21 protein-coding genes are annotated in these 26241 nt (G+C 71.2%); 12 read left to right on the top strand and 9 right to left on the bottom strand.

Going from position 1 to position 26241, the window contains the following annotated elements; all coding sequences use genetic code 11:
- Positions 1 to 126 precede the first annotated feature (126 nt).
- Both ACGFH8_RS25325 and ACGFH8_RS25320 read right to left on the bottom strand, forming a co-directional pair.
- A complete protein-coding gene (locus ACGFH8_RS25325) occupies positions 127 to 1740 on the bottom strand; it encodes a ricin-type beta-trefoil lectin domain protein (RefSeq protein WP_393371453.1) in 1614 nt (537 codons plus the stop codon).
- 95 nt (positions 1741 to 1835) lie between these two features.
- Positions 1836 to 2258, bottom strand: coding sequence for a DUF2000 family protein (locus ACGFH8_RS25320; protein ID WP_393371450.1), 423 nt, complete (start codon positions 2256 to 2258; stop codon positions 1836 to 1838).
- A gap of 50 nt (positions 2259 to 2308) precedes the next feature.
- On the opposite strand from ACGFH8_RS25320, the gene ACGFH8_RS25315 reads away from it, so the two are divergent.
- Positions 2309 to 3139: an AraC family ligand binding domain-containing protein gene (locus ACGFH8_RS25315; RefSeq protein WP_393371447.1), complete on the top strand. Its 831-nt coding sequence runs from the start codon at positions 2309 to 2311 to the stop codon at positions 3137 to 3139.
- Positions 3140 to 3144: 5 nt separating this feature from the next.
- Here the strand turns inward: ACGFH8_RS25315 and ACGFH8_RS25310 are convergent, their stop codons facing one another.
- Positions 3145 to 3978 (bottom strand): helix-turn-helix transcriptional regulator, encoded by an 834-nt coding sequence (locus ACGFH8_RS25310; protein WP_393371445.1) that lies wholly within the window; start codon positions 3976 to 3978, stop codon positions 3145 to 3147.
- Between the two features lie 197 nt (positions 3979 to 4175).
- Between ACGFH8_RS25310 and ACGFH8_RS25305 the strand changes: the two genes are divergently transcribed.
- Positions 4176 to 5027: a DUF222 domain-containing protein gene (locus ACGFH8_RS25305; protein WP_393371442.1), complete on the top strand. Its 852-nt coding sequence runs from the start codon at positions 4176 to 4178 to the stop codon at positions 5025 to 5027.
- Here ACGFH8_RS25305 and ACGFH8_RS25300 read toward each other — a convergent pair whose 3' ends face one another.
- A complete protein-coding gene (locus tag ACGFH8_RS25300; protein ID WP_393371439.1) occupies positions 5028 to 5759 on the bottom strand; it encodes an SDR family oxidoreductase in 732 nt (243 codons plus the stop codon).
- Between the two features lie 143 nt (positions 5760 to 5902).
- On the opposite strand from ACGFH8_RS25300, the gene ACGFH8_RS25295 reads away from it, so the two are divergent.
- Together ACGFH8_RS25295 and ACGFH8_RS25290 are read left to right on the top strand one after the other, a co-directional pair.
- Positions 5903 to 6751 carry a LysR family transcriptional regulator gene (locus ACGFH8_RS25295; RefSeq protein WP_393371437.1) on the top strand — a complete coding sequence of 283 codons (849 nt, stop codon included), beginning with the start codon at positions 5903 to 5905 and terminating at the stop codon, positions 6749 to 6751.
- Positions 6752 to 7205: 454 nt separating this feature from the next.
- Positions 7206 to 10340 (top strand): RICIN domain-containing protein, encoded by a 3135-nt coding sequence (locus ACGFH8_RS25290; RefSeq protein WP_393371434.1) that lies wholly within the window; start codon positions 7206 to 7208, stop codon positions 10338 to 10340.
- A 341-nt stretch (positions 10341 to 10681) separates the two neighbouring features.
- Here ACGFH8_RS25290 and ACGFH8_RS25285 read toward each other — a convergent pair whose 3' ends face one another.
- Positions 10682 to 11611: a hypothetical protein gene (locus ACGFH8_RS25285; RefSeq protein WP_393371432.1), complete on the bottom strand. Its 930-nt coding sequence runs from the start codon at positions 11609 to 11611 to the stop codon at positions 10682 to 10684.
- A 926-nt stretch (positions 11612 to 12537) separates the two neighbouring features.
- Here ACGFH8_RS25285 and ACGFH8_RS25280 point away from each other — a divergent pair.
- Positions 12538 to 14118, top strand: a complete 1581-nt coding sequence (locus tag ACGFH8_RS25280) for a DHA2 family efflux MFS transporter permease subunit (protein WP_393371429.1) — start codon at positions 12538 to 12540, stop codon at positions 14116 to 14118.
- Between the two features lie 59 nt (positions 14119 to 14177).
- Here the strand turns inward: ACGFH8_RS25280 and ACGFH8_RS25275 are convergent, their stop codons facing one another.
- From ACGFH8_RS25275 to ACGFH8_RS25265, 3 genes are all read right to left on the bottom strand, one after another.
- The gene (locus ACGFH8_RS25275) at positions 14178 to 14639 is read right to left on the bottom strand and encodes a DUF5709 domain-containing protein (protein ID WP_357253378.1); all 462 of its coding nucleotides are present in this window, start codon (positions 14637 to 14639) and stop codon (positions 14178 to 14180) included.
- Positions 14640 to 14750: 111 nt separating this feature from the next.
- Positions 14751 to 15635: an alpha/beta fold hydrolase gene (locus ACGFH8_RS25270; protein ID WP_393371426.1), complete on the bottom strand. Its 885-nt coding sequence runs from the start codon at positions 15633 to 15635 to the stop codon at positions 14751 to 14753.
- Between the two features lie 113 nt (positions 15636 to 15748).
- Complete coding sequence (locus ACGFH8_RS25265; protein ID WP_393371423.1) at positions 15749 to 16672, bottom strand: RNA polymerase sigma factor; 924 nt, start codon at positions 16670 to 16672, stop codon at positions 15749 to 15751.
- A gap of 229 nt (positions 16673 to 16901) precedes the next feature.
- Between ACGFH8_RS25265 and ACGFH8_RS25260 the strand changes: the two genes are divergently transcribed.
- The gene (locus ACGFH8_RS25260; RefSeq protein ID WP_393371420.1) at positions 16902 to 18074 is read left to right on the top strand and encodes a winged helix DNA-binding domain-containing protein; all 1173 of its coding nucleotides are present in this window, start codon (positions 16902 to 16904) and stop codon (positions 18072 to 18074) included.
- A 14-nt stretch (positions 18075 to 18088) separates the two neighbouring features.
- Positions 18089 to 18853, top strand: coding sequence for a YqjF family protein (locus ACGFH8_RS25255; protein WP_393371417.1), 765 nt, complete (start codon positions 18089 to 18091; stop codon positions 18851 to 18853).
- Here ACGFH8_RS25255 and ACGFH8_RS25250 read toward each other — a convergent pair.
- Complete coding sequence (locus ACGFH8_RS25250) at positions 18847 to 19824, bottom strand: aldo/keto reductase (RefSeq protein ID WP_393371414.1); 978 nt, start codon at positions 19822 to 19824, stop codon at positions 18847 to 18849. The two genes, ACGFH8_RS25255 and ACGFH8_RS25250, sit on opposite strands and share 7 nt — an antisense overlap.
- A 190-nt stretch (positions 19825 to 20014) precedes the next feature.
- Between ACGFH8_RS25250 and ACGFH8_RS25245 the strand changes: the two genes are divergently transcribed.
- From ACGFH8_RS25245 to ACGFH8_RS25225, 5 genes are all read left to right on the top strand, one after another.
- A complete protein-coding gene (locus ACGFH8_RS25245; protein ID WP_393371412.1) occupies positions 20015 to 21280 on the top strand; it encodes a GDSL-type esterase/lipase family protein in 1266 nt (421 codons plus the stop codon).
- A gap of 163 nt (positions 21281 to 21443) precedes the next feature.
- Positions 21444 to 22046, top strand: a complete 603-nt coding sequence (locus tag ACGFH8_RS25240; protein WP_393371409.1) for a dihydrofolate reductase family protein — start codon at positions 21444 to 21446, stop codon at positions 22044 to 22046.
- Positions 22047 to 22222: 176 nt separating this feature from the next.
- Positions 22223 to 23614, top strand: a complete 1392-nt coding sequence (locus ACGFH8_RS25235) for a hypothetical protein (protein WP_393371406.1) — start codon at positions 22223 to 22225, stop codon at positions 23612 to 23614.
- Positions 23615 to 23672: 58 nt separating this feature from the next.
- Positions 23673 to 24899 carry an AAA family ATPase gene (locus ACGFH8_RS25230; protein ID WP_393371404.1) on the top strand — a complete coding sequence of 409 codons (1227 nt, stop codon included), beginning with the start codon at positions 23673 to 23675 and terminating at the stop codon, positions 24897 to 24899.
- Positions 24896 to 26128, top strand: a complete 1233-nt coding sequence (locus tag ACGFH8_RS25225; RefSeq protein WP_393371401.1) for a VWA-like domain-containing protein — start codon at positions 24896 to 24898, stop codon at positions 26126 to 26128. Before ACGFH8_RS25230 ends, ACGFH8_RS25225 begins: the two co-directional genes overlap by 4 nt.
- Positions 26129 to 26241: the final 113 nt, after the last annotated feature.

Genomic DNA, 26241 nt, shown 5'->3' with positions numbered 1-26241 from the left:
GGCGCCACCCCCGCGGGGGGGGGGGGCGCCCGGCGGGGGGGGGGGCCGGGGGGGGTGGCCCCGCCGGGGGGGGGCTGCCCGGGGGGGGCCGCCCCCGGGGGGGGGGGCCGCCCCACGGCGAACCGGTCAGTTGGGGTTGTTGGCGTGGGTGAGCGTCTCCCAGGCGACGAACAGGTTGTTGGTGCCGGCCGGCCGTTGTTGCAGCGTGAGCGTCTGCGTGTTGGTCATGACGTTGCCCAGCCGGTTGCTCATCGCATTGAAGCCGACCTCGGTGATCGGGCCGAGGCCCCGGGTGAGGCTGCCACCGCACAGCCAGGAGGGTGCCGCCTCGCCGAGCTGGTAGCGCGAGTGCAGGCCGAGCGCCTGCCGCAGCCGCTCACCGACCTGCGGGTAGAGGTCCCGTCCCTGGATGCGGGAGGTCTCCGCGACGTGCGAGATGGCGGAGATCCCGTACCCGGTGTGCACGAAGTCGCGGCACGTCTCCTGGGCGAGGCCGGCGACGAATGTGGACTGACCCTGCCAGTAGCCGATGATCTCCGAGCTGGTGTCCAGGCCGCTGCCCGGCACCGTGTACGGCAGCGCGCCGTCGCTGGGCAGGTAGACGAAGGCCCGGGTGCGGTTGAGGAAGCGGGTGACCGCCGCGTCGTAGGCGCTGCGGTCGTCCAGGAAGACGGCGATGCCGACGGCCGCCTCCATCATCGTCAGCTCCCAGTTGCCGTTGCTGTTCGAGCCGTTGCGCACCACCGGCAGGTAGACGGTGCGCAGCATGGTGGCGAACCGGTTGGCGTTGGGCCAGCTCGGGTACGTGTACTTGATGATCTCGGCGGCCCGGGGCCAGACCGAGGCGGCCCAGCCGGTCTGCAACGGGCCGTTGCTGCCGGTGTGCGCGGTGATCGTCGCCGACCACGCGTCCATGAGCTGGATCGACTTCTGCGCGTACCTGACGTCTCCGGTGACGTACCAGGCGAGCGCGTCGGTGTACGCGGCGATCGCGTCCTCGCGCTCGTCGGTGCAGCCGTTGTTCGGGTTGGAGTAGGACCCGCACTCGACCACCGAACGGGGAGCCGGGGTGCGCGACAGGGAGGCGTACCGGCTGCCCATCATCTGGTTGTAGGCCGACGCCCACGGCTGCGCGCCGGCCTGCACGCGACCGCGGACGAAGTCGAGCTGATCCCGGCTGACCAGCACGCCGGGGTGCGTGAAACCACCGGACGGGGGTGGCGTGGTGCCACCGCCGGTGGGCAGCGTCCAGGTCTGGTTGGCGGCGCCCGTGCAACTCCAGATCTGCAGCGGGGTGCCGTCGGCGGCGCTCTGGCCGGTCGCGTCGAGGCACTTGCCGGAGGTGGGGTTGACCACCTGCCCGGCGGTGGACGACCACTGCTGTGCCCCGGTGCCGTTGCAGTCGTAGATCTGCACCCGCGCGCCGTTGGCGGTGCTGGCGGCGGCGATGTCCAGGCACTTGCCCAGCGCCCGGATCGTGCCGTCGTCGCCGACCGTCCACTGTTGCGCGGCCGAGCCGTTGCAGGTGTAGAGCTGGACGGCCGTGGCGTTGGCCGGGTTCGCGGCGGCCACGTCGACGCACGTGCCGCCGTACCCGGTGATGGCGCCCGTCGCGGCCGCGGCGGCCGGCGCGACGGCGACCAGCAGGCCGATCGGCACGGCGAGCAGGGCCGCGGTGAGCGCGGAGGTCAGTCTGATGCGGGGGCGGCGGGGCGCGAGCCCGGCCAGTCGTCGCGCCATGTGGGGTCCTTCCGGGGCGGCGAAGTCAACTGTAAAGTGTGTTAATCATTACAGCCGTGTGCACCGATATCAATGTCTTCGTCGCCACGGATGCCCTAAGGGTGCATGGACGCACCCTTGAGCACCTTGTCCACCACATTGCGCGGGGCGTGCAGCGCCACGCCGACCAGGTCGAGCTTGTCCCGGCCGACGGCCTGCACGGCGGCCCGGTTGTCCCGGTCGTTTCCGGTGGCGAACAACTCCGACGTGAAGGCCGCCATCCGCAACCCACGGGCCAGGGCGCGCGAGTGCGCGCCGACAAGCGTCGCCCGGTCACCGGCGAAGACCAGCACCGGCTGGCCGAACATCGGCAGGTAGGCGGTGCCGTCCGCGTCGCGGTACTCCTCGCCGAGCAGCTCCGGCACGGCGTTCGCGATGCCACTGACCAGAAAGGCCGTGACGTTGAGCCGCTGCCAGCTCGCCAGGTCGTCACGCAGCAGCACAGCGATCTTGGTGGGGAATCGGATGGGTTCGCTCATGGCATCGAGCCTGCCCGCCGCGACACCTACCGGTCTTGTACGTTCTTAGCGTGGCCACCCGCCCGCCGGGCTCGCACGTCAGCGCGTGGCGACCCGCGGTAGCCGGGGTCGCCGAGGTCTTCCACGCCCATTTCGTGGACCACGCCTACCCCCGGCACATCCACGACGTGTGGACGCTGCTGATCGTCGACGACGGCGCGGTCCGCTTCGACCTCGATCGACACCGGCACGGCGCGCTGCGCACCTCGGTCACGCTGCTGCCGCCGTACGTGCCGCACGACGGCCGCTCCGCCACCGCGAACGGCTTCCGCAAGCGGGTCCTGTACCTCGACACCTCGGCGCTCGGGGCCGAGCTGGTCGGCCGGGCGGTCGACGAGCCGGACCTGGCCGACCCGCAGCTGCGCGACCGGATCGACCATCTGCACCGGGTGCTCGCCGCACCCGGTGACGAGTTCGAGGCCGAGAGTCGGCTCGCGCTCATCCTGGACCGGCTGCGCGGGCAGCTCCACCGGCGTACCCCGGTCAGTCTCGCACCGCCCGCGGGTGGCCTCGCGGCCCGACTGCGGGAGCTGCTGGACGCCCGGACCGTCGAGGGCGTCACGCTGGGGGAGGCCGCCGAGCTGCTGCACGCCCACCCGACCCACCTGGTCCGTACGTTCACCCACGTGCACGGGGTGCCACCCCACTCGTACCTGACCGGTCGCCGGGTCGAGCTGGCGCGCCGCCTGCTCCTCACCGGGGAGCGGCCCGCCGCGGTCGCCGTCGCGGCCGGCTTCTTCGACCAGGCGCACCTGACCCGCCACTTCCGGCGTCACCTGGGCGTCAGTCCGGCCCGCTACCCGAGCACGCGGCGACCGGCCCAGCGCTCCGGCGAGGGCTGACGCGATCAGACGAGCTGGCCGCCGATGACGGTGAGCAGCCGCAGTTTCTCGTCGCTCGCCGAGCCGGGCGCGGCGGTGAAGACCAGCAACGTCTGGGACTCGTCGGGGTCCACCAGGGTCTGACAGTGCAACTCCAACGCCCCGACCTCCGGGTGCAGGAAGCGCTTCGGCGGGCAGGAGCCGGCCGGCACCGGGTGCTCACGCCAGAGCTGGGCGAACTCCGGGCTCCTGGCCAGCAGGTCGTCGACCAGGGCCGCCGCCCGCGACCCCCGGCCGTCACGGGTGTACGAGGCGTGCAGGCTCGCCACGAGCAGGCGGCTCTGCGTGTGGTGGTCCTCCACCGGGTACAGCCGCCGCGCCGTCGGGTCGGTGAACCAGCGGTGGTGCGCGCTGCGGGCCAGCCCTGTGTGCCGGGTCTCGTCGCCGAGCAGGGCGACGGCCGGGGCGGTCTGCGCCAGGGTCTCGCCGAGGTGGTTCACCACCTGGGCCGGTGTGTCGGGCATCCGGTCGAGGATCCGCATCATTCCCGGATTGACGTGGTCGGCCCGCACCGCCCGGTGGGGGATGGCGTGGCCGGCGAGTTGGAACAGGTGGTCCCGTTCGGCCAGGGAGAGCCGCAGGCCACGGGCCAGGGCGGCGAGCATCTGCTCCGACGGGCGCGGCCCCCGCTGCTGCTCCAACCGGCTGTAGTAGTCGGTGGACATACCGCTCAACAAGGCGACTTCTTCGCGGCGTAGCCCACCGGTGCGCCGACGTGGGCCTCGGGGCAATCCGACGTCCTCGGGCTGAAGGGCCTCGCGGCGGGTGCGCAGAAAACTGGCGAGCGGGGCGCGGTCCACGGTGTCTCATCCTTCCACCCGGAGTCGGATGTGGTGGACGCCGGCGGTAGCCGGCACATCAGGTGCAACAGGCGGGCAGGCGTGCGATGTTCCGCCGGCGGACGGCCTGGACCACAGGCGGGCCTGCCGCTGGGCGGGCCCGCCGCAGATGGATCATGGGGGCTGAAGGTGTCGTACACCTGTTCTGAGCTGCGCTCATGGTCGAGGAATTGACGCAGGCAGAGGACGCCTTCGCGGCCTGCGCCGACGCGGCCACCTGGGCGCTGCCCGAGGACGAGCTGATCGCCGCGCTCGACACCGCGCACCGCGTCGAGCAGCGTCTCGCCGCAGTGAAGCTGGCCCTGATTCGCGAGCTCGACGGCCGCAGCACCGCCGTCGCGCAGGGTGCCTCCTCCACCGCGGTCTGGCTCCGCGAACGGTTGCGCCTCACCATCCCGGCCGCCCGTCGCCTCGTCGACCTCGCCGCCCCCCTGAAAACCGGCAATCCTGGGGTACGCCACGCACTGGCCGACGGCCACGTCACCGTGGACCAGGCCCGGATCATCGTCGACGCGGTCGACACGGTGCAGACCGCGGCCGGTCCCGACGCCGCCGCCAAAGCCGCCCTGGACGCCGAGGCCCACCGCGCCACCCGCGATCGTCACCTCACTTTCTCCACCCTCACCGACGGTCGCCTGCGGCTCGCCGGCATCCTCGACACCGAAACCGCCGGGCTGCTCCGCGCCGCCATCGACCTTCTGCCCGCCGTCCTCAACAGCACCGGCCAACCACTCGACCTCGGCCGGCAACGCCGCCTCATCACCGGCCCTCTCCGGCGAGCCCTGGTGCTGCGCGACCGTGGCTGCGCCTTCCCGGGCTGCGACCGCCCACCGCGCTGGTGCGACGCCCACCACATCCACCACTGGGCTGACGGCGGCACCACCAGCCTCGCCACGCCGTCCTGCTCTGCGGCCACCACCACCGGCACCTGCACCACAGCGACTGGACCGTGCGGTTGGCGGGCGACGGCCCTGCGCCCGCTCAGCTACTGCGGTCGGTGGACCGGTTGATCACCAGGGCACCACACCGGCGTCCTCGAAGAACCCGCCGGTGGGCCCGTCGTCGGGCAGGGTCGCGAGTCGGATCGCGATCGCCGCGCCCTGTTTCGGGGTACGGATGCCGCGGAAGCCATTGAGGTCGGTCGCGACGAAGCCGGGGCAGGCAGCGTTGATCCGGATCTTCGTGTCGCGCAGTTCCTTGGCGTACTGGACGGTGACGGCGTTGAGGAACGTCTTCGATGGCGCGTACGCGACGGCGAGCGGGCCTGTCGTCAACTCGTCGGTGGAGTTGCTCTGCCGGGTGAGGGAGCCGACGCCGCTGGACATGTTCACGATCCGCGGTGACGACGAGTGGCGCAGCAGGGGCAGCATGGCGTTGGTGACGCGGATGACGCCGATCACGTTGGTCTCCACCGCCGTCCGTACGGCCGCGAGGTCGACCGTGGTCGGCTCCTGCGGCGCACCGCCGGTGACGCCGGCGTTGTTGACGAGTACGTCGAGGCCGCCGGCACGTTTCTCGACCAGCCGGGCGGCGGCGGCCACGCTCGCGTCGTCGGTCACGTCCAGTGGCACACCGAACGCGTCGACGCCGGCGGCGCGCAACGTCTCCACCGCGGCTTCTCGGCGCGTGTCGTCCCGAGCGCCGACCCCGACGCTCCACCCGAGGGCGCCCAGGCCGGCCGCGATCTCGTATCCGATTCCCTTGTTCGCGCCGGTGACCAGCGCGATTGTCGTTTGGCTCATGCATCCGATCCTGTCCACGCCCCAGCGGGCCGCCAACACCGCTTGGGTGGGCGTCGATACCTCCCGGGTATCCATCGAGGCCGCGGCGTCGGCGCCCGAGCGGGACGGGTCATGCCGTGCCGTGCCGTCGGTACCGTTGGGGCATGGAGACGCGTGAGCTGCGGTATTTCGTCGCGGTCGCCGAGGAGTTGCACTTCGGGCGCGCCGCGCGGCGGCTCGGGATCGCGCAGCCGCCACTGTCGCGGGCGATCGCGCAGTTGGAACGGCGGCTCGGGGTGGCGCTGCTGGAACGCACCAGCCGCGCCGTCGCGCTGACCGAGGCCGGCTCGGTGCTACTGGTCGAGGGCCGGGCGGCCCTCGACGCGGTCGAGGCCGCCGAGCGCCGTACCCGCCGTGCGGCCCTCGTCGGGGCCGGCCATCCCGGCCTGGTCCTCGTCACGAAGGCTGGAGCGTCCGGCGAGTTGCTGTCGAAGCTGCTTGACGCGTACGCCTCCGAGCCTGGCGCGGTCTCCGTCGACGTTCTGCTGTGCGGGATCGGCGAGCAGGAGCGGCTGTTGCGCGACGGGCGGGCGGACGTGGCGCTGCTGCACCGGCCGTTCGACTCGACGGTCGGACTGGACACCGAGGAGCTGAGCACGGAGGGGCAGGTTGTGGTCCTGCCGGCCGGGCACCCCCTCGCCGCCCAGGCCCAGGTGCGGATGGCCGACGTCACCGCGCTGCCCGACCTGCCGCCGCCCCGCCGCCCCGGCCCCGATGGCACGTACCCGGACGGACCCGGTCCGCAGGTACGGGACAGCACGCAGCTGTACCAGCTGATCGCGCTCGGCCGAGCGTCGGCGGTCTTGCCCGAGTCGTGCCGGGCCGACCTGCGCCGCGATCTCGTCGCCGTGCCGGTGCTGGACGCGCCAACCGTGACGACGGTGATCGCGTGGCCGCCGCACAGTCGATCCCTGGCCCTCGCCGCGCTGATCCGGACCGCGATCCGCCTCTAGGGCGCATGTCAAAGTCCTAGGGCGGCTGGTGCCGCTGCACACCGTCGTCACCGTCGCCGGCTCCCGCTGGAGCACGAGTTCCAGCCCCGGGACCGGAAGGCACTCGTCCCGCTGTTCAAGCGCGAGATCTTGTCCCCAGCGTGGCCCCCGACCGCTGGGTGGATCCGTCGCGGTCCTCCAGCCTGACGGCCGGATGTTCGAGTCTGAACGTTCTTGAACGTCTCCGTCTGTTTCCTGGCACCTATAGATCCGGATAGCATAAATATGCTTCGATGTGATCGGACGATGACGTGCCACCTCTGGACATCGCAGGCCGGTGAGCCCGAGGCGTCGCCTGCCACACCTTGACCGGTTGACTGGAGATCTCATGACCAGCCCTCGATCCGCTCCGCCTCGGCAGACTCCGGGAGTAGCCGGCCCGCGCCGTGCCCGCGTCAGGCCCAGCGCGCTGAGCATGCTGTCGGTCGTCGTGCTTGCCCTGACGTACGTGGTGACCATGCCTGTCGCATCCACGCCAGTGGGCCTCACCATGGAAGCAGCCGCCGCCTACGTCAAATTGGGCAACCGGACCACCGGCAAGTTCATCGACGGCATGGGCCGGACCACCAACGGCGCCGCGGTCGGCCAGTATTCCTCGTCGTCCAGCGTCAACCAGCAGTGGACGATCGATGCCGTCGGCGACTACGTCCGGATCAGGAATCGGGCCACCGGCCTGTACCTGGACGGGATGGGCCGCACGACGGGCGGATCCATCTGCGGCCAGTGGAGTGAGAGTGGCAGCACCAACCAGCAGTGGACCCGGGAGGACTCCGGCGGCTACGTCAAGTTCAGGAACCGCGCCAACGGGCTGTACCTGGATGGCGGGGGCAGCACGTCCGACGGCGCCAACCTCGTCCAGTACGCGAACAGCGGCAGCACCAACCAGCAGTGGATCGTCACTGACGTGTCGACTCCGGGGTCGGGCACGATCACGGTGGACGGCAACAACATCCGCACCGGCAACGTCAACGGCCTGACGTTCAAGGGCTTCGGTGCGCTCAGCGCCAACAGCACCAGCGAGTTGCTGATGGATTACAAGGCCCAGAGCCCGACCGCGTACGCGCAGCTGCTGCGGGTCCTCTTCGGTGGGGAGAATCCGGTCTTCACCAACGTGAAGATCGAGATGGGCAACGACCGCAACAACTCCACCGGACCGGACCCCTCGACCATGCGGTGGGAGTCCGAGACCCCCAACGTCGAGCGTGCGCAAGGCTTCCAACTCGCGGCCGACGCGAAGAAGGTCAACCCGAACGTCAAGGTGTCCCTGCTGCGCTGGAACTCCCCCGGCTGGGCGAACAGCAACGACAAGGTCTACACCTGGTTCAAGAAGACCATCCTGAGCGCGTACCGGACCTACGGGTTCATGGTCGACTACGTCAACCCGGGTCTCAACGAGCGCGGGGCGGACCTGAACTGGACCAAGACCTATGCCAACCGGGTCAGGACCGACAGTGCCGACTTCGCCGACTCGACAGAGCGATCCCGGTACAACCAGATCAAGGTCGTCATCTCCGACGAGGTCGGTGTCGGATCGTTCGGCGGCAGCATGATCAGCGACGCCGGCCTGCGTGACGTGGTGGCGGCGGCCGGCTACCACTACAGCCCCGACGACGACGGCGCCGGCAACTTCAAGCGCCTGGCGATGGACTACGACAAGGAGATCTGGAACAGCGAGGCACAGGCGACCTTCGGCAATTCCGCCTTCCGCCCCAGCAACAACATGCGGTCCCCGTCGGTGGTCGGAACCGGCATCGGCGGCACCAACAGTGCGCTGGAGATGGGAAACACCATCATCAAGGGATTCGTCAACTCGCGCCGGACCAACTTCATTTACCAACCGGCCATCGGGTCCTTCTACGAGGGTGGGCAGTACTCCTACAAGGAGATCGTCAGCGCCCGTGATCCCTGGTCGGGCTGGCTGCACTACGACGCCGCCATCGACGTCCTGCGGCACTTCAGCTGGTTCGCCAAGACCGGCTGGGAGAACTCCAGCAACACGGCCGGTATCTGGCGCGCCGTCCCCGAATCCAGCTATACCGGAGCGACCGGGACGAACCCGGTGGTCGGACGCAACGGCACGCCCAGCTACCTCACGCTCGCCGCGCCCGACAAGCGAAACTTCTCCACGGTCTTCATGAACGACAGCGAGTACACCCAGTCGTACCGCCTCCAGCCGGTGAACATGGCCTACTCCGGCGCTCCGGCCCTACAACTGTGGGAAACCCGCGCGGCCGACCCCGGCCAGGCGTTCAACGCCAACTACCTGAAGCACGTGGGCAGCGTCCCGGCCGATGACGGCGGGGTGTACTCCGTGACGGTCAGGCCGAACTCGGTCGTCACCGTGACGACGCTGGCCAACCACACCAAGCCCGAGTACCTGGAACCCCTGCCGGTGGAGGGCCAGCGCACCGTGCTGGACACCGACATCTCCGGCGACGTGCAGAACACCAGCGACAACATCCTCTACGCCGACGGCTTCGACTACTCCGGCAAGACGGTCCCGGTGATCGGCAGTGGCGGCACCATCACGGGCACGGCGGACTTCATCACGTCGCGTGGCGGCGCCAAGAGCGTCATCCCGCGCTACGCCAGCGACCGCAACGGCGCCTTCGAGGCGTACCGGCCGGACGGATCGACCAACTACGTGCTGCGCCAGCAACTGGATGGCCCGAGCCAGGGCCTGGGCGGTGCGTGGAACGGGGGCGACGCGGTCACCAGGATCGGTGACAGCCGGTGGCTCAACTACAAGGCCAGTGTCGACGTCTCCTTCGAGAACAGCAGCACCCAGAACGGCGCCAACCACGCCCGGCTGGGCATCCGTGAGCAGCACGGTGACAACGGTGCGCCGTACTCGGTGAAGTTCACCTTCGACGGAGGCTGGCAGTTGCTGGTCAACAACAACGCGGTCGCCAGCGGCAACGTGGTCAGCGGCGCCGGCGGCGTGCGGATCGGTGGGTTCAACACCGCTCACAACGCGTGGCACAACATCGCGCTGAAGGGCGTCGGAAGCACGGTGACCGCCTACCTCGACGGCGTCACACTGGCCACCTACACCGACCCGAATCCCAAACTGTCCGGCCGGATCACGCTGGGCAGCGGCTACTACTTCACCCGGTTCGACAACCTGCGGGTGGAGACGGTCGACGGAAGCCCGTCGTACTACTCCGAGGTGCTGGACAACCTGGAGATGTCCGACCTGGCCAACCCGCCCGCCAAGAAGCTGGTGTACGGCGGGTCCTGGGCGCACGAAAACGGCAAGGGTATGTACAACGTTCAGCGGAGCCTGTCCACCAGCCAGGGAAGCGGCTCGACGCTGACCTACACGTTCGCCGGTACCGGACTGGACATCATGGGGCCGAACAACGGCTCGGCCGTCCTGCAGGTCAGGGTGGACGGTACGGTGGTCAACTCCGCGGCGAGCACGCTCGCCTCTCCCGAGTTCTATCAGACGTACGCCCTGCGCAACCTCGGCGCCGGCACGCACACCGTGGAGATCACGGTGCGCAGCGGCAGTCTCGTCGTGGATGCCGTCGGGGCCGTCCGGCCGTGATGCCGGTCGCGCCTCGTACGCATCGACGACCTCGCCCTGCGAATCCCCACCACCGAGTGGCAGCCGCGCAGTCGCGGGCCAGGAGCGGAAGGACCCCACGACTAGTCACCAACCGCACCGCGTCAGCCGCGCGGTGAGGACGTCAAGATCAGTTACAACCGGTGATCACAAAATGGACAAAGAAGCCATCATCAATGGCTGGTTCACCCACAGTATTATGCCCGTTCAATTCGAGGCCTCAGAGCATTCTTATTAGCACAGACGGGAGCGGCGTCGGTGACTGGCGAGCTTCGCGCCACCGACGCCGCGACCGTCCGAGGCTGGCCCGGGTCTGACATTCGTCAGATGTCGTTCAGGTCGAACACGCTAAGAATATTGCCGCCGTTGGCGAACGAGTAGAGGCTCGCCTCGACGACTACGAGGCCGCGGAACTGTCCGGCATCGTCGATGATCTGCAGGGCTGGCTTGAGATGCCCGGCGTAGGGCGAGCCGCCCCCACCAATGCAATGGTCCGCGTTGACGCTGTACAACTGGTGGTTGTAGTACATCTTGCGATCCGTGCCGCTTCCGGCCAGGTAAATTTTGTTGCTTGGCACCGTCACGCCGGTCTCGTCCGGCTTGACCGTCGAGAGGTTCATGCAGTTTACATTGCACAGGCGGATCGGATTGTAGTCGTCGGGCCAGTGGATCTTCTGCGACGCGGACGGGAACTCCGTGATACTGCCGTAGTTGTTTTCCACTCCGGGGCCGGAGTATGTGCCGTGGAGGTTGTAGATGTCGGTGACACTGACGCCTGTACGGAAGTGTGTCGTACTCCCCCAGCCAAAGCCGCGATTGGCGGTCGGATGGCTGGCCAAGTCCACCTTGGTGACCGTGGCCATGTTCGTGAATTTCCACCGCTCGGTCTGGAAGTTGGTCGTCCACTGAATGGTCAAATCGTCACCCGTTACCGACCAGGTGCCATACAACTGCTTCGGCGCGGCTTCGAATCCGGCGGCCGTGTAGACCGGGCAGGCGTGGGCGCATCCGGACGTGGTGAATCCCGTCGTCGCTCGGCCTACGAGGGTCTTGGCGTTCCACGCCCAGTAGTCCGCCCGAGCCGTACCGTCCGACCGAAGGCTGTACTCGGCCAAGCGAACGAAGGACTCGGTACCCACGTTCCGCATCAGGGCCACCGTGTAGTTGGCACGCCCACCGGGCGGAACCGACACGGCATGCGCTGGCGCGGGAGCAGCGGCCATAACCGCCACCACGGCCAGCAGCACTGCCACCAGACGAGACCTGTAGGAGCGTCTGCCCCCATCCAAGATCGCCACAAACACCCTCCATACCCTGACCGGCTGCTCCACCTGAGCAACCATCAGCCGCAGCAGCGCGGCGGTCGACAGCCCGGCGGCGGCAAGCTTCCCATAAGGTCAACGGGTACGGGAGCCCACATTTCAGGCAGGCAAGCCGAGGACAGTGCCACGCCGAGCTCGCCGGGTAGGCCACCACCAGCAAGCGTCACCAGCGGCGCGTCCCGCTCGCCGCTGGCGGCCACCTTGGCTCCAGGTACGCCTGCACTGCGGAACTGGGTCCGCCAGGACGAGGCTCACCGCGGCCTCCACGGACAGTGACAGGGTGACGGCGACCGTGCGCTGGTAGTCGTCCGGAAGACCGTTGGGATCGTCGGGGCCGGGCATTAAGTCATCGAGGCGCACGCGGCGGTCGGCCCAGCGTGCCCGGTACTGGGAGCAGGGCACGTGCTCGTCGAGTAGAAACGCACTGGCCTGGCCCAGAGCAGCGGCAGGCTTCCCAGATCGGTGACCACGCCGTCGATGTCGTCGGCAAGGTCCAGGTGGCCTTCGAGCCGGGCTTGTAAGTATGCCGCCCCCTCAGCGGCGGTGAACGTGCCCATCTGCACAAGACGCTGATCCGGACCTTCGAGGGCCACACCGCGAAGGCGAGTGGTCAGCACGGTCCGACCGAGATCGCGCAGTGCTCTCGCTGATCGACGCCCCGACGTTCGGCCGTAACGGGACGGCCGAACGGATTGTGACTTCCCGGCGGTCACGAAACCTGGAGGCGAACCGTCACAACTGACGGTTAGTCTGCCAGCGCGTCGTCGCCTCGGCACGTCGCGTCACGCGCCGGTGCAGGCGCGGCACCTCGCCACCACCCATCATCCGGCGCTCAATCGAAGACTTCAGGAGAGTTAGTGACACAGCAATCCGTCGCGACATCGGACAAACTCGACGCCGCGGTGCTCAAGGTGGCAGGCGTCGTCGTCCTCGGTGCGATCATGTCGATCCTCGACGTGACGGTGGTCAGTGTGGCGCTGCCCACATTCCAGAGCGAGTTCGACGCGACGTACGCGCGCGTCGCGTGGACGATGACCGCCTACACCCTCGCGCTCGCCACCGTGATCCCGCTCAGTGGTTGGGCAGCCGACCGGTTCGGCACCAAACGGCTCTACATGGTGGCGTTGGCTTTGTTCACCATCGGATCGGGGCTCTGCGCCACGGCCGACACGATCGGCGAGCTGATCGGCTACCGCGTGCTCCAGGGCCTCGGCGGCGGCATGCTCATGCCGCTGGGCATGACCATCATGACCCGCGCGGCGGGGCCGCACCGGATCGGCCGACTGATGGCCGTCCTCGGCATTCCGATGCTGCTCGGGCCGATCGGTGGCCCGATCCTCGGCGGCTGGCTGATCGACACCGCGAGCTGGCACTGGATCTTCCTGATCAACCTGCCGATCGGCGTCGTCGCCCTGATCTACGCGCAGATGGCGCTCCCGAAGGACGCCCCCGAGCCGTCCGAGTCGTTCGACTTCGTCGGCATGCTCATGCTCTCGCCGGGCCTGGCGCTCTTCCTCTATGGAGTGTCGTCGCTGCCGGAGGCGGGCACCTTCGCCGCGACAAAGGTGTGGGCCCCGATGCTCGTCGGCGGCGCGTTGGTGGTGGCGTTCGTGCTCTACTCGTTCAAGCCCCGGCACCCGCTGCTCGACCTGCGGCTGTTCCGCAACCGCAGCCTGACCATCTCGTCGCTGACGCTGTTCGTGTTCATCATCGCGTTCATGGGCGCCGGCCTGCTGTTCCCGAGCTACTTCCTCCAGGTGCGCGGCGAGACGACGCTGACCGCCGGTCTGCTGATGGCCCCGCAGGGCATCGGCGCGATGATCACCATGCCGATCGCCGGCACGTTGGCCGACCGGGTGCCGATCGGGCGTACCGTCCCGTTCGCGCTGCTGCTCATCGTCGTCGGGTTCTTCAGCTTCACCCAGGTCGATCCGCAGACCTCGTACTGGCTGCTCGAGGGCTCGCTGTTCGTGATGGGCCTGGGCATGGGCGGCACGATGATGCCGATCATGACCTCGGCGCTGCGGACGTTGTCGGCAAACGACGTGGCGCGCGGCTCGACGCTCGTCAACATCCTTCAGCAGATCGGCGGCTCGGTCGGCGCCGCCGTCATGTCGGTGATCCTCACCAACGAGCTGAACGGCTCCCGGCTGATCCCCGGCGTGGTGGATCGGAGCGGCACGCCGGTCACCGAGGCCGGGCTGGCCATCGCCTCCCAGCGACAGCCGGAGCTGCTCCAGCAGATGCCGGTGGACCCGTCGATCATCGAGCGCGGGCTCGACTTCGCAGCCAAGTCGTTCGCCACCACGTTCTGGGTCGCGTTCGCGCTTGTCGTGCTCACGCTCGTTCCGGCGGCTCTGCTGCCGCGCCGACGTGAGCCGGCGAAACTCGACGACCCGCAGGGCGAGCAGGTCCGGACGCCCGTCGTCATCCACTGAAACGACGCGCCCGCCGCGCTCAGCACCTCCTCGGGTGGTGAGCGCGGCGGGCGCGGCAGTCAGCGCAGCGGGCCGTCGCCGGGCCCGTCCGGGTCCTCGACCACGTGGATCGCGGCCTCCTCGGCGCTTGCCCCACCCGCGTCGATGCCGGCGTCCCACGCCACCGACTCGGCCTCGTCGTCCTCGCGGACGCCCTCGTCGTAGGCGACGAGGCGGCCCGCGCGGGCCTCGCTCTCGTACCCCCGGCGGGTCAGCTCGTCCTCGTCGTCGCCGCCCTCGGCGTAGGGGTCGACATCCGGCACCTCCTGGGCGAGGTGCTGCGCCACGGACTCGCCCGCCCGCTCCTCGGCCGGCGTGGTGCCGAACCGGTTGGCGGCGGTCCAGTGGTCCTCGGCGACGATGCCGGTGTCGAGGGGGTCACCGACCCGGTCGTCGTCGAGGGTGTCGGAGGCGTCCAGGACACCGTCGTCCTCGGCCACGTTCCACTCGTCGACGGAATCCATCCGCTCGGTCTGGCTCACGGCGGTCTCCTCTTCGTCACGGTGCACCAAAGTGCCCAGCCTATGACCGCGCAACGCCAGCGAGCGCCGCGGCCTGCCCGCTGTGACGAACCGACCTCGGGTCGCGCCGGTTCAGCGCGTGAGCAGCCCCACCACGGTATCGGTGAACTGCGCCGGCTGCTCGATGTGGGCGAAGTGCCCGCTCTGTTCCAGCAGCACCAGCCGCGAGTCCTTGAGGCCCGCGTGCAGTTCCTCGGCGCGACGCGGCGGGCAGATGAAGTCGTACGCGCCGACGATCACCACGGCCGGCGCGGTGATCTCCGCCAGGTTCTCCCGCACGTCGAAGGGCGTCGGGTCCTGCGCGCTCGCCGGCGCCAACGAGATCCGGACAGCGGCCTGAAACGGTACGAACTCGTCCTGCCGGCCCCAGAAGTCCGCGAAGTAGACCGGAAGGGCGGCGCGCAGGGCGGTCGCCAACGACTCGTCGTCGGTGGCCGCGCCGATCTGCCCGAAGGCGGCCGGGATCGCCGCCGCCTCCGGCCGGTCCGGGTGCCGCTGCGGGTACGCGGAGAGCCCGGCCATCGCCTCGGCCCAGAACTCGGCCCCGGTGACGGGCGAGGTGTCGTACAGGGCGAGACCGGCGACCCGGTCCGGGTGTGCGAGCGCGTACCGCTGGATGACGAAACCGCCGTGCGAGTGCCCGAGGAGGTACACCCGGGGCTCGCCGAGGTGCGCGACGACGGCGTCGAGGAACCGGACATACGTGTCGAGACGGTAGTCGCTGGGGTCGTCGAGCCGCCCCGAGGCGCCCGTGCCCACCGGCTCGACGTACACCATCGTGAAGTGCTCCTCCAGGCTCGGCGTCCGCAGGTAGGCCCACTCGATGCCGGGGCCGCCGGAGTGCGCCACGCACACCGGGCCGGTGCCGGCGACGTGGTAGACCTGCCGGACGCCGTCGACGGTGAAGGCGTGGGCACCCGGTGCGAGGGCGCTGACGTCGTGGCTTGTGGAACCCATGAGTTGTCTCCCGATCCGAGATCCGCGCGGCGTGTGCCGGCACGGCAACTGGTGCATGACACGGACCAGATGCGTGGGTCGACGGAAAAGTTCGCTCGGTCGGGGATGTTCTTTCAGCGCAGCGCGGGCACGGGGTGGAAGAGGGTGAGCTGGCGCACCCGCCCCTCGCGCAGCACCTGCAACCACAGCGCCGAGGGCGGACAGTGCTCCGGGTCGTCCGGCGGGCTGATCAGGTCGGTCTCCCAGATCAGCACGTCGCCGCTGGCCACCACGTTGCGCAGCCGCTGGCGTACCCCGGCGGTCAGGTCGCGGTTCATGCCGGTGACCGCCAGGTCACGGCCACCGCGCGGGCCACCCGGCACGATCATCTCGGCGTGCGGCCACCAGCTCTCGCGCACGACCCGGTCGAAGTCGCCGCCCATCGCCGTGGCGACCATGTCGCGACCCTCCCGCCACCGGGACTCGCTCGCCGCGGCGACGTCGGTGTGCGCGGCGTCCGCCGCCGTGCGCAGGCCGCCGGTGAGCGCACGGCGGGCGTGGCTGAGCCGGCTGCGGACGGTGCCGACCGGGATCCCGCACACGGCCGCGATCTGCTCGTACGAGGACGCGTCGCTGAAGTAGCGCAGGAGCGTGACCAGCCGGTCCGGCTCGGACAGCCGCCCGATGGCGTGCCACACCCAGTCGCGCATCGCGCCCCGGTCCAGTGCCTCCTCCGGGGTGGGTGTGTCGGCGGGGCCGGCGAACCACTCCGGCTCGGCGACCGGGATGGCTCTGGGGCCGCGAAGCGCCGTCCGACTGTTGTTGCGGACGATGGCGCGCAACCACGGGCCGACGGCGGCCGGGTCGCGGACGTCGCCGATACGCCGCAGCGCCACCAGCATCGCGTCCTGCACCGCGTCCTCGGCGTCCGGCCCGTAGCCGAGGATGCTCAGCGCGACGGCCCGCATCTCGGCCTCGTGGCGGGCCAGCAGCGCACCGAGCGCCGCCGCGTCACCCGCCTGCGCCAGCACCACCAACTCCGTGTCACCCTGCGTCACGCGTACGTCCTCCTGCCCGTCCCATTAGCGGCGGTATAGGCGGTCTGCTCGGTGCCTGTCGCCCCTACCAGCCTACGACGGGTGACGGCGTCGATCTCTGGGCCGGAACCCGGACGGTCGGCGGCGGCTGCCGGAAAGTGACATACGTCGGTCGTAGCGTGGGCGGCATGACCAGACGCGCTCTCGAAGCCCCGCCCGCGGCCGGGGCCGACGTCCACGGAGGCCGCCCGTGACCGAGCTGAGCTGGGCGCAGGTGTCCGCCCGGCGGCTGGCGCGACACGGGCTCTCGGCGGCGTCCGCGCCGGACGCCGCCCCGGACGCCGCCCCGGACGCCGCCCGCGTCGCCGACGTGGTGTCGACGATGTGCGGCGCGCACGCCCAGGTCGCCTCCGCCGCCGAGCTGTCCGTCGGGCTCCGCGTCCCGGGTGCGACTCGCGCGCTGGTGCGCCAGGCGCTCTGGCGGGACCGCACCCTGGTCAAGACCCGTGGCCCACGCGGGACTGTGCACCTGCTCGCCGCCGCCGACCTGCCGATGTGGACCGGCGCGCTGACCGCGATGCCCGTCCCCGCCTGGGAGCAGAGCCGAGGGCTGTTGACTCCCGAGCAGACCGAGCAGGTCCTCGCGGCGATCGCCGACGCGTTGGCGGAGGCCGAGCTGACCACCGTCGAGCTGACCGAGGAGATCGTCGCGCGCACCGGCGCGTGGGCGGGCGAGCGGGTCATGGAGGCCTTTCAGGACCGGTGGCCCCGGTGGATGGCCGCGATGTCGGCCGCCACCCGGGGCGGGGTCATGTGTCACGGCCCGACCCGGGGACGCGCCACCACCTACACCAGCCCGGCCCGCTGGCTGCCCGGGTTCACCCCGATGCCCGGCCCGGCGGCGCTTGCCGACCTCGTCCGCCGCTACCTGCACGCGTACGGGCCGGCCACTCCGGCCCAGTTCGCCAAGTGGCTGTCGGCGACCGAGCGGTGGGCGACCGAGGCGTTCCAGTCGCTGGACCTGGCCGAGGTCACCGTCGCCGGCACGCGGGCGTGGGTGGTCGCCGGCGACACCGAGTTCCCGGACGATCCGCCGTCCGGGTTGCGGTTACTGCCCTACTTCGACGCGTACGCGGTCGGCTGCCACCCCCGTGACCGGCTCTTTCCCGGTGCCGCCGCCGAGCGGGCGCTGGCCGGAGGGCAGGCCGGCAACTTCCCGGTGCTGCTCGTCGACGGGACGGTCGCCGGGGTGTGGCACCAGCGGCGCTCCGGGCGCACGATCCGCATCACTGTCGAGCCGTTGCGGGCCCTCGGCGCGGGTCGACGCCGGGCGTTGGACGAGGAGGTCGAGCGGGTCGGCCACATTCTGGAAGGCAATCCGTCGTTGACAGTCGGAACCGTGGACGTCGGCCCGCACGCCTGAGACAGGATGAGGGCGTGCACATCGAACCGGTCGACCACTCGCCCCGGCGGGCGTTTCCCTGGGCGATCCTGCGGCAGCGCTGGGAGGACCTCACCTTCCTGCACTGGGCCGTCGCCCCGGACATCGTCGCGCCGTTGCTGCCGGCCGGCACCCGCCCGGACACGATGGACGGGGTGAGCTTTGTCGGCCTGATCGGCTTCCGGATGGTCGGGCTCGGCTTCGGCCGTGGTCCGGGTGTGCCCTATTTCGGCACGTTCGACGAGACAAACGTCCGGCTCTACTCGGTCGACGACGCCGGCCGGCGGGCGGTGGTGTTCCGCTCGCTCGACGCGTCCCGCCTGGTGCCGGTGCTGGTGGCGCGGGCGACACTGCGCCTGCCGTACCTCTGGTCGTCGATGCGGTTGGACCGCGACGGCGACCGCCGCACCTACCGCTGCCGGCGACGCTGGCCGGGCCCGGCGGGTACGACGAGCCGCATGGTGGTGCGGGTGGCGGAGCCGATCGCCGACCCGACCCCCCTGGAGCACTTCGTCACCGCGCGCTGGGGCCTGCACACCCGGGCACACGGGCGCACGCTGCACCTGCCGAACTGGCATCCGCGCTGGCCGCTGCACCGGGCCGAGCTGCTGCACCTGGACGACGAGCTGGTCGCCGCCGCCGGGTTGCCGGCACCGGTCGGCCCGCCGGTCAGCGTGCTCTACTCGCCCGGCGTCGGGGTCAGGTTCGGCCCGCCGGTGGCGGCCCGGCCGTGGGGTGCCGGGCCGCCGCAGCCTCAGTAGCGACCGCCCTCCGGTGCCGGCAGCGCGTCCAGGTCGGCCAGGTCCTCGGCGTCGAGCCGCACGTCGCCGGCGGCGCAGTTGTCCACCAGGTACTTCGGGGTCTTGGTGCCCGGGATCGGGATGACCTGGTCGCCCTGCGCGACCACCCAGGCGAGGGCGACCTGTGCGGGGCTGACCCCGGCCCGGTCGGCGATCTCCCGGACCCGGGCGACGATGGCGAGGTTGGCGCGCAGCGCGTCCTGCTGGAAACGGGGCAGGCCGCGGCGGAAGTCGTCGGCGGGCAGATCGTCGAACGAGGTGAACCGGCCGGCCAGGAAACCGCGACCGAGCGGGGAGAACGGCAGGAACGCGATGCCCTGCTCGACGCAGTACGGCAGCACCTCGGTCAGCGGGTCGCGGGTCCACAGCGACAGCTCGGACTGCACCGACGCCACCGGGTGCACCGCCTGGGCCCGCGCGATCTGGGTCACCGTCACCTCGGACAGCCCGATCTGCCGTGCCTTGCCCGCCGCGACGATCTCCGCCATCGCGCCCCAGGACTCCTCGATGGGCACCTCCGGGTCGACGCGGTGCAGTTGGTAGAGGTCGACGTGGTCGGTGCCGAGCCGACGCAGGCTGTCGTCGATCGCGGCGCGGATGTGCTCGGGGCGGCCGTTGTTGCCGATCCTGGGGGAGTTGCCGGGACCGCCGGTGGGGGAGGTGGCCACCAGGCCGGCCTTCGTCGCCAGGACGGCACGCTCGCGGTGACCGCCGGCCAACGCCCGCCCGACCAGCTCCTCGTTCGTGTACGGCCCGTACACGTCCGACGTGTCGATGAGCGTGGCGCCCAGGTCGAGTGCCTGGTGGATGACCGCGATCGACGTGTCGTCGTCGCGCGGGCCGGTGATGTCGTAGGCGTGGGTCATGCCCATGCAGCCGAGGCCGATGACGCCGACCTCGGGGCCTGCGCTGCCCAGCGTGGTGGTTCGCATGCGTCCCACGCTACGACCCGGCGCGGGCGGTGCGCACCCGGCGTGCCGGGGCGGCTCGGCAGGCCGGGGCGGCTCGGTAGGCCGTGGCGGCTCGGTAGGACACCGTAAGCGGACGGTAAGGCGGCCGGCGCAGGGTGAAGCACATCGGCCGCGGCGAGCGGTCGTTCACCCAGCGTGAAGGGACACTCCGATGTCGACAGGTCGCCTCCTCCCCGTACTCACCGCCCTGCTCCTGCTCGCGTCGGCCGCCCCGGCGAACGCCGCGAGCACCGGCCGCGACCACCCGGCCACCTGGTCGGCGGCCTGGTCGGTCACCCACCACCACCCCGTGCCGGGTAACGACTGGTTCGGCGCGAACTGGTCCGTGCCCGGCTTCGCCAACGAGTCGGTTCGGCAGGTGGTCCGGGTCAGCGCGGCCGGTTCCCTGCTCCGGATCCGGGTGTCCAACAGGTACGGCAGCCAACCGCTGCGGCTCACCGGCGCCACCGTGGGACGCCCGGACGCCGGCGCGGCGGTGCGGCCCGGCACCCTGCTCCCGGTCACGTTCGACAGGCGGCGCACGACCACCGTGCCGGTCGGCGCAGAGACCACCTCCGACCCGGTGCTCCTGCCGGTACGGGCGCTGGAGGCGGTGACCGTGACGCTGTACTTCGCCGGCGCGACCGGCCCGGCCACCTACCACCAGGACGGACTCACCAGCACGTACCGCGCGACCGGTGATCACCGCTTCGACCATCGTGCCGCCGCGTTCTCCGGCGAGACCAGCCAGTCGTGGTACCACCTGGCCGGGGTGGACGTCGCCGGGTCGCCCCGTACCCGGGGCACGGTGGTGACGTTCGGTGACTCGCTGACCGACGGCTACGGCTCCACCCCGGGCACCGACAACCGTTACCCGGACCAGTTGGCCGAGCGCCTGGTCGCCGCCGGCCGCCCGCTTGCCGTGGCAAACGCCGGGATCGGCGGCAACAAGCTGCTCGCCGACTCGCCGTGCTTCGGTGAGCGGGGCGTCACCCGGTTCCGCCACGACGTGCTCGGGCAGCCGGGCGTGCGGTCGGCCGTCGTCCTGATCGGCATCAACGACATCGGTGGCGGCGGCTTTCCCGACTTCGGCTGCGGCGCCTCGCCCGTGGTGACCGCCGCGCAGCTCATCGACGGTCACCGGGCGCTGATCCGGGCCGCCCACGCCCACCGGATCACCGTCATCGGCGCCACGGTGCCGCCGATCAAGAACGCGGCCGGCTACGACACCCCGGGCAACGAGGCGGTCCGCGACGAGGTGAACACGTGGATCCGCACCAGCGGCGCGTACGACGCCGTCGTCGACCTCGACCGGATCCTCGCCGACCCGGCCGACACCGACGCCCTGCGGCCCGCGTACGACCACGGTGACCACCTGCACCTCAACGACGCCGGGGCGAGCGTCGCCGCTGCCGCCGTCGCCGCCCGGATCCGCTGAACCCGATCGCCCGTCGGGCGGCGGGCTCCGGTCGGAGCGAGGTCGAAAAAGAATCAGGGGAACGTGTCGAGAGCGGCGGCGCCGGCTTCGACCACTGGGTGAGGGCCGGGGATAACCCGGTCCCACCTGAAGGCCGACCTGGCCCGGACCAAGGAGTGGATCGATGACGAAGGTGACGACCGGCGCGACGATGTCGTTGGACGGCTACATCGCGAACGCGTCCCACGGTGGCTTCGAGTACCTCTTCCAGTGGTACAGCAACGGCGACGTCGAGACGCCGACGGCCAACCCCGAGATGACGTTCCGGACGTCCGCGGCGAGCGCCCAGCACCTGCGGGACCTCAACGAGCGGACCGGCGTGCTGGTCGTCGGCCGGCGACTGTTCGACATGACGAAGGGGTGGGGCGGCCGGCACCCGATGGACGTGCCCGTCGTGGTCGTCACGCACAGCGTGCCGGAGGGCTGGGAGCCGGAGAACGAGTCCTTCGTGTTCGTCACCGACGGCATCGCCAGCGCCATCGACCGGGCGAAGGCGCTCGCCGGTGACAAGGAGGTCGGCGTCAACGGTGGCACCATCGCGGCCCAGGTCGTCGAGGCCGGCCTGCTCGACGAGGTGCACGTCGATCTCGTCCCGGTGGTGCTCGGCGGTGGGGTCCCCCTCTTCGCCGACCTGCGGATCGCGCCACTTCAGCTCGACGGCCCCCTGCGCGTCGTCGAGGGCAATGGCGTCACCCACCTGGCATACCGGGTACGCCCCACGGCCTGAGCGCCTCGGGGACCGGCCCGGTCGGGTCGGTCCCCGCTCGACCTGACGCCGGGTCCGCTGCTCTCCGCGCCACCGTCGGCTCTGGCGGGCACGGGGCACCGGGCGGTATGATCCGCCGCGATGATCACTTCCTCTCATTCCAGATTGGGGGTCCATTCCGCGAACGGTGAGTGCTGATGCATTCCCGGGCCGCGGATGCGGATCCTCGACTGTCCTTCTGGCGGCGCGTGCGCGAGTTCGCCGTGCCGCCGTCCATGATCGAGCTAGCGAGTGCTCGCCGTCAGGTCGGTGACTGGGGCGGGGCATGTGCCGCCGCGCGCGTCGATGCCGACATCAGCCTGCGCGCGGTCGCCCACCGCCACGGTCGAGACCTGGCGGCACGGCTGCGGGCCGACCTCCGTCACCTGGCCCCTGACCTGCTGCGCTGGCACCTGCCAAGGGTCGCCCCCGATGGTCTGCTACGTCCGGGCCTGACCATCTCGCTGATCCGGTACGACCCGGAGCAGCCCACCGCCGGCGCGGTGCACCTGGTGGCCCGCACTCCACCGGCCTGGGCCGACGCCGGGCAACGGATCAGCCTCGGGCTCTGGGACGAGTCCCGTCGCGGGTCCGGCCCGCATCCCCACCCCGACCAGCGCTTCCGCCTCGACCTGCACCGCCACCTGTTCGACGCGCGCCGGACCGGAGAGTTGCGGGCGCGATCAGGTGCCGGCCGGGCCGGCGCCCCCGCTCCACCCGACGAGCTGGGGACGACTGTTGGCGCGCACCGGGACCGGTACGCGACCGACAGGTGGCCGGCCGAGGCCGCGCTCCTGCTCGGGGCCGAGGGTCGGACCAGCGGGGCCGTCACGGTGCGGCTCGGCACCGGACGCCGGCTGGTCCTGCGGGTCGGCGATCGAGCGGGGATGACCTCGGGCGGGGACGGCAGCCGGTCGGTCGTGGCGCGGGTCGGCCCGCCGGCGGGCGGGACGCGTCCGCCGGTGCTGCCCGACGCGGCGACCTGGGTCCTTCCCGATCTGGCGCTGCTGCGCGCAGGGCTGATCGAGCCCGCCGAACTGCATCCCCTGGTCGCGGCGGCGCTGGTGCCCGAAGGTCAGGCGCCCACCCGCCCGGCGGCGTCGGATCCGGCCTCGGCACCACGGCTGGTGCCCTGCCGAGGCGCCCTGCATCGCGTCGGCCTGGTCGACGGGGTGCTCAGCGCGCTGGACCACGGCCCGGCCGAGATCCGGCGGGAGGAGCTGCTGGCCGCGCTCACCGGGACCCCGCTGCCCTGCCTGCGGGCCATCGACGAGGCGCACCGACAACCGGAGTGCCTACCCGACGTGCGGGCGCGGCTCGACCACGGCGACACCGCCGCCGCGCTGGCCACCGTCGAGGCCCTGCTCGGCCCCGAGGCGCTGCTGCGCGACGGTGCCCTGCGCGACGAACTCGAGGCCGCCGTGGAGCGGCGGCTCACCCACGGCCTGTTCCGGGCCGGACTGATCGAGGCGGGGCGTGGCCCCACCGCCGAGAAACCCCGCCGCTCGGGCGGCCGCCGCCAACGCACGCGGCACGCGACAAGCGGCTGACCGAGCACCCCTCTCCCCGGTACGGCTCCCACCGCACCCCACGCGAACCCCAAAGGTGATGACCATGCCCACGTCCAGTCCTCAGCTCGATGTCGCCGACGACCTGCTCGCCCTGCTCGGCGCGACCACCACCGAACCCCGCACCGACACCCAGTTGTCGGCCCTGACCCTGACCGTGGCGGCCGACCTGCCCGTCCTCCTCTGGGGGGCGCCCGGCATCGGCAAGACGGCGGCCCTGACCCACCTGGCCGCAACCCTGGACCTGCCACTGACGACTGTCGTCGCCAGCGTCCACGAACCGTCCGACTTCTCCGGACTGCCGATCGTCGGCGACGACCCGGCGACCCAGGGTGTCCCGATGGCCCCGCCGGACTGGGCGGTCCGCCTGGTCCGGGCGGGTCGCGGCCTGCTGTTCCTCGACGAGTTGTCCACCGCGCCACCCGCCGTCCAGGCCGCCCTGCTGCGCCTCGTCCTGGAGCGCCGCGTCGGCGCCCTGCGGCTGCCACCCGGCGTACGGATCGTCGCCGCGGCCAATCCACGATCGTCGGCTGCCGATGGATGGGAGCTGACTCCGCCCCTGGCCAACCGCTTCGTCCACCTCCAGTGGATACACGACCACGAGGTCGTCGTACGCGGACTTGGCGGCACCTGGCCGCGTGCGGCGCTGCCCCGGCTCGACCCGGACCTGCTGCCGGAGGCCGTCGCCTTCGCCCGCCGGGCGGTGTGTGGTCTGCTGTCCGTCCGTCCGGATCTCGTGCACCGGCTGCCCACCACCGACGCCGCCCGTGGTGGGCCGTGGCCGTCGCCCCGGAGTTGGGAGATGGCGCTGCGCCTGACCGCCTTCGCGACGGCGGCGGGTGTCTCCCGTGAGGTGCTGTCGCTGCTGGTCCGGGGCACGGTCGGCGACGGCCCCGGGCTGGAGCTGCTGGCCAGCATGGATCGGATGGACCTGCCCGACCCCGAAGACCTGTTGGCTGACCCGGCTGCGGCGGCGCTGCCCGACCGGGGTGACCTGCGGCAGGCCGTGTTGGACGCCGTGGTGGCGGCGGTCCGCAACCGCCCGGAGCGGTCCCGGTGGGACGCGGCGTGGGTGTTGTTGGCGCGGGCCGTGGAGACGGGCGCTCCGGATCTGGTGGTGGTCCCCGCGACCACTCTCGCCAGCCTGCGCCGCGAGGACTGGGACGTGCCCGCCATGATCGAAGGCCTCGCCGGGGTGGTGTCGCTGTCCCGGCGAGCCGACGAGGCGGCGACCCGGATCGCGGCCGCCGCCGGGGCTCGACGATGAACGCGGGGGCCTCGACGACGTGGGACGTCGACAAGCTGTACGCCGCCCGCCTGTACGCCGCCAAGGTGCGCCCCTACCTGGCGACCGCGTTGTTCGCCCTGCACCCGGTGGAGTCGAGGCAGGTGCCGACGATGGCGGTGGACCGGCACTGGCGCTGCTACGTCTCGCCGACGTTCGTGGACCGCACCCCGCTCGAGGAACTCGCCGGGGTGTGGGTGCACGAGGTGTCGCATCTGCTGCGCGACCACCATGGCCGCGGTGACCGGGTCGCCCGGGATCGAGGGCTGAACGGTCCGGGGGAGCGGCTGCGCATGAACATCGCCGCGGACTGCGAGATCAACGACGACGTCTTCGGGGACGGGCTGACGATGCCCGAGGGCGCCGTCGAGCCGGCGTCGTTGGGGCTCGCCCCCGGGGAGTTGATGGAGGACTACCTGCGTCAGTTCGGGCTGGGTCCGCGTACCCAGGGTTTGGTCTGGTTGGACTGCGGCAGTGGCGCGGACGGGTTGGAGCGGGGGTGGGACCTGGGACCGGACGGCGCGGACGGCCTCAGCGAGCAGGAACGCGACGCGGTCCGGTTCCGGGTGGCGGAGGGCATCACCGGCCACCCGGGATCCGTGCCCCAGGGGTGGCGACGGTGGGCGGAGCAGGCGTTCCACCCACCGCAGCCGTGGCGTGACCTGCTGGGTGCGGCGGTCCGCTCGGCGGCGGTGGCGGCCGGGACCGGTACGGACCACACCTACGGCCGGCCGTCCCGGCGATCCCAGGGCGTGCCAGGGGTGATTCTGCCCAGCCTGCGCCGCCGACCTCCGACGGTCTGCGTCATCGTCGACACGTCCGGGTCGGTCAGCGACGCCGAGCTGGGCAGCGCGCTGCTCGAGGTGGCGGCGATATCCCGGGCCCTGGGCGGTCGACGTGATCTGGTCAGCGTGTTGCCGTGCGATGCGGCAGCACGAGTCGTGCATACGCTGTGTCGTGCGGAGGAGATCCCGCTGATCGGCGGTGGAGGCACGGATCTGCGGGCCGGCTTCGCCCGTGCGCAGCGGGTGCGGCCGGACGTCATCGTGGCGCTCACCGACGGGCAGACGCCCTGGCCGAGCGCCCGTCCGGTGGCGCGCACGGTCGTGGGCCTCTTTTCCCGCAGCCGGGCGTCGTGGAGCGAGGACGTGGACCGCGTTCCGGACACCCCACCGGAGTGGGCGCGGGTGGTGACCATCGGGCCACACTGAGTCCGACGAGCGGCCGCCCACGGCCGACGCCCGGTCAGCGCGGCCGACGCCCGGTCAGCGGGAAAATCGGCGGGCCGACCTTGAAATGCATAGTGGATGATCGATATTGTCTG

Source organism: Micromonospora sp. NPDC049175 (assembly GCF_043197345.1).
Classification (GTDB): Bacteria; Actinomycetota; Actinomycetes; order Mycobacteriales; family Micromonosporaceae; genus Micromonospora.
This window is presented reverse-complemented; position numbering and strand designations above follow the sequence as displayed.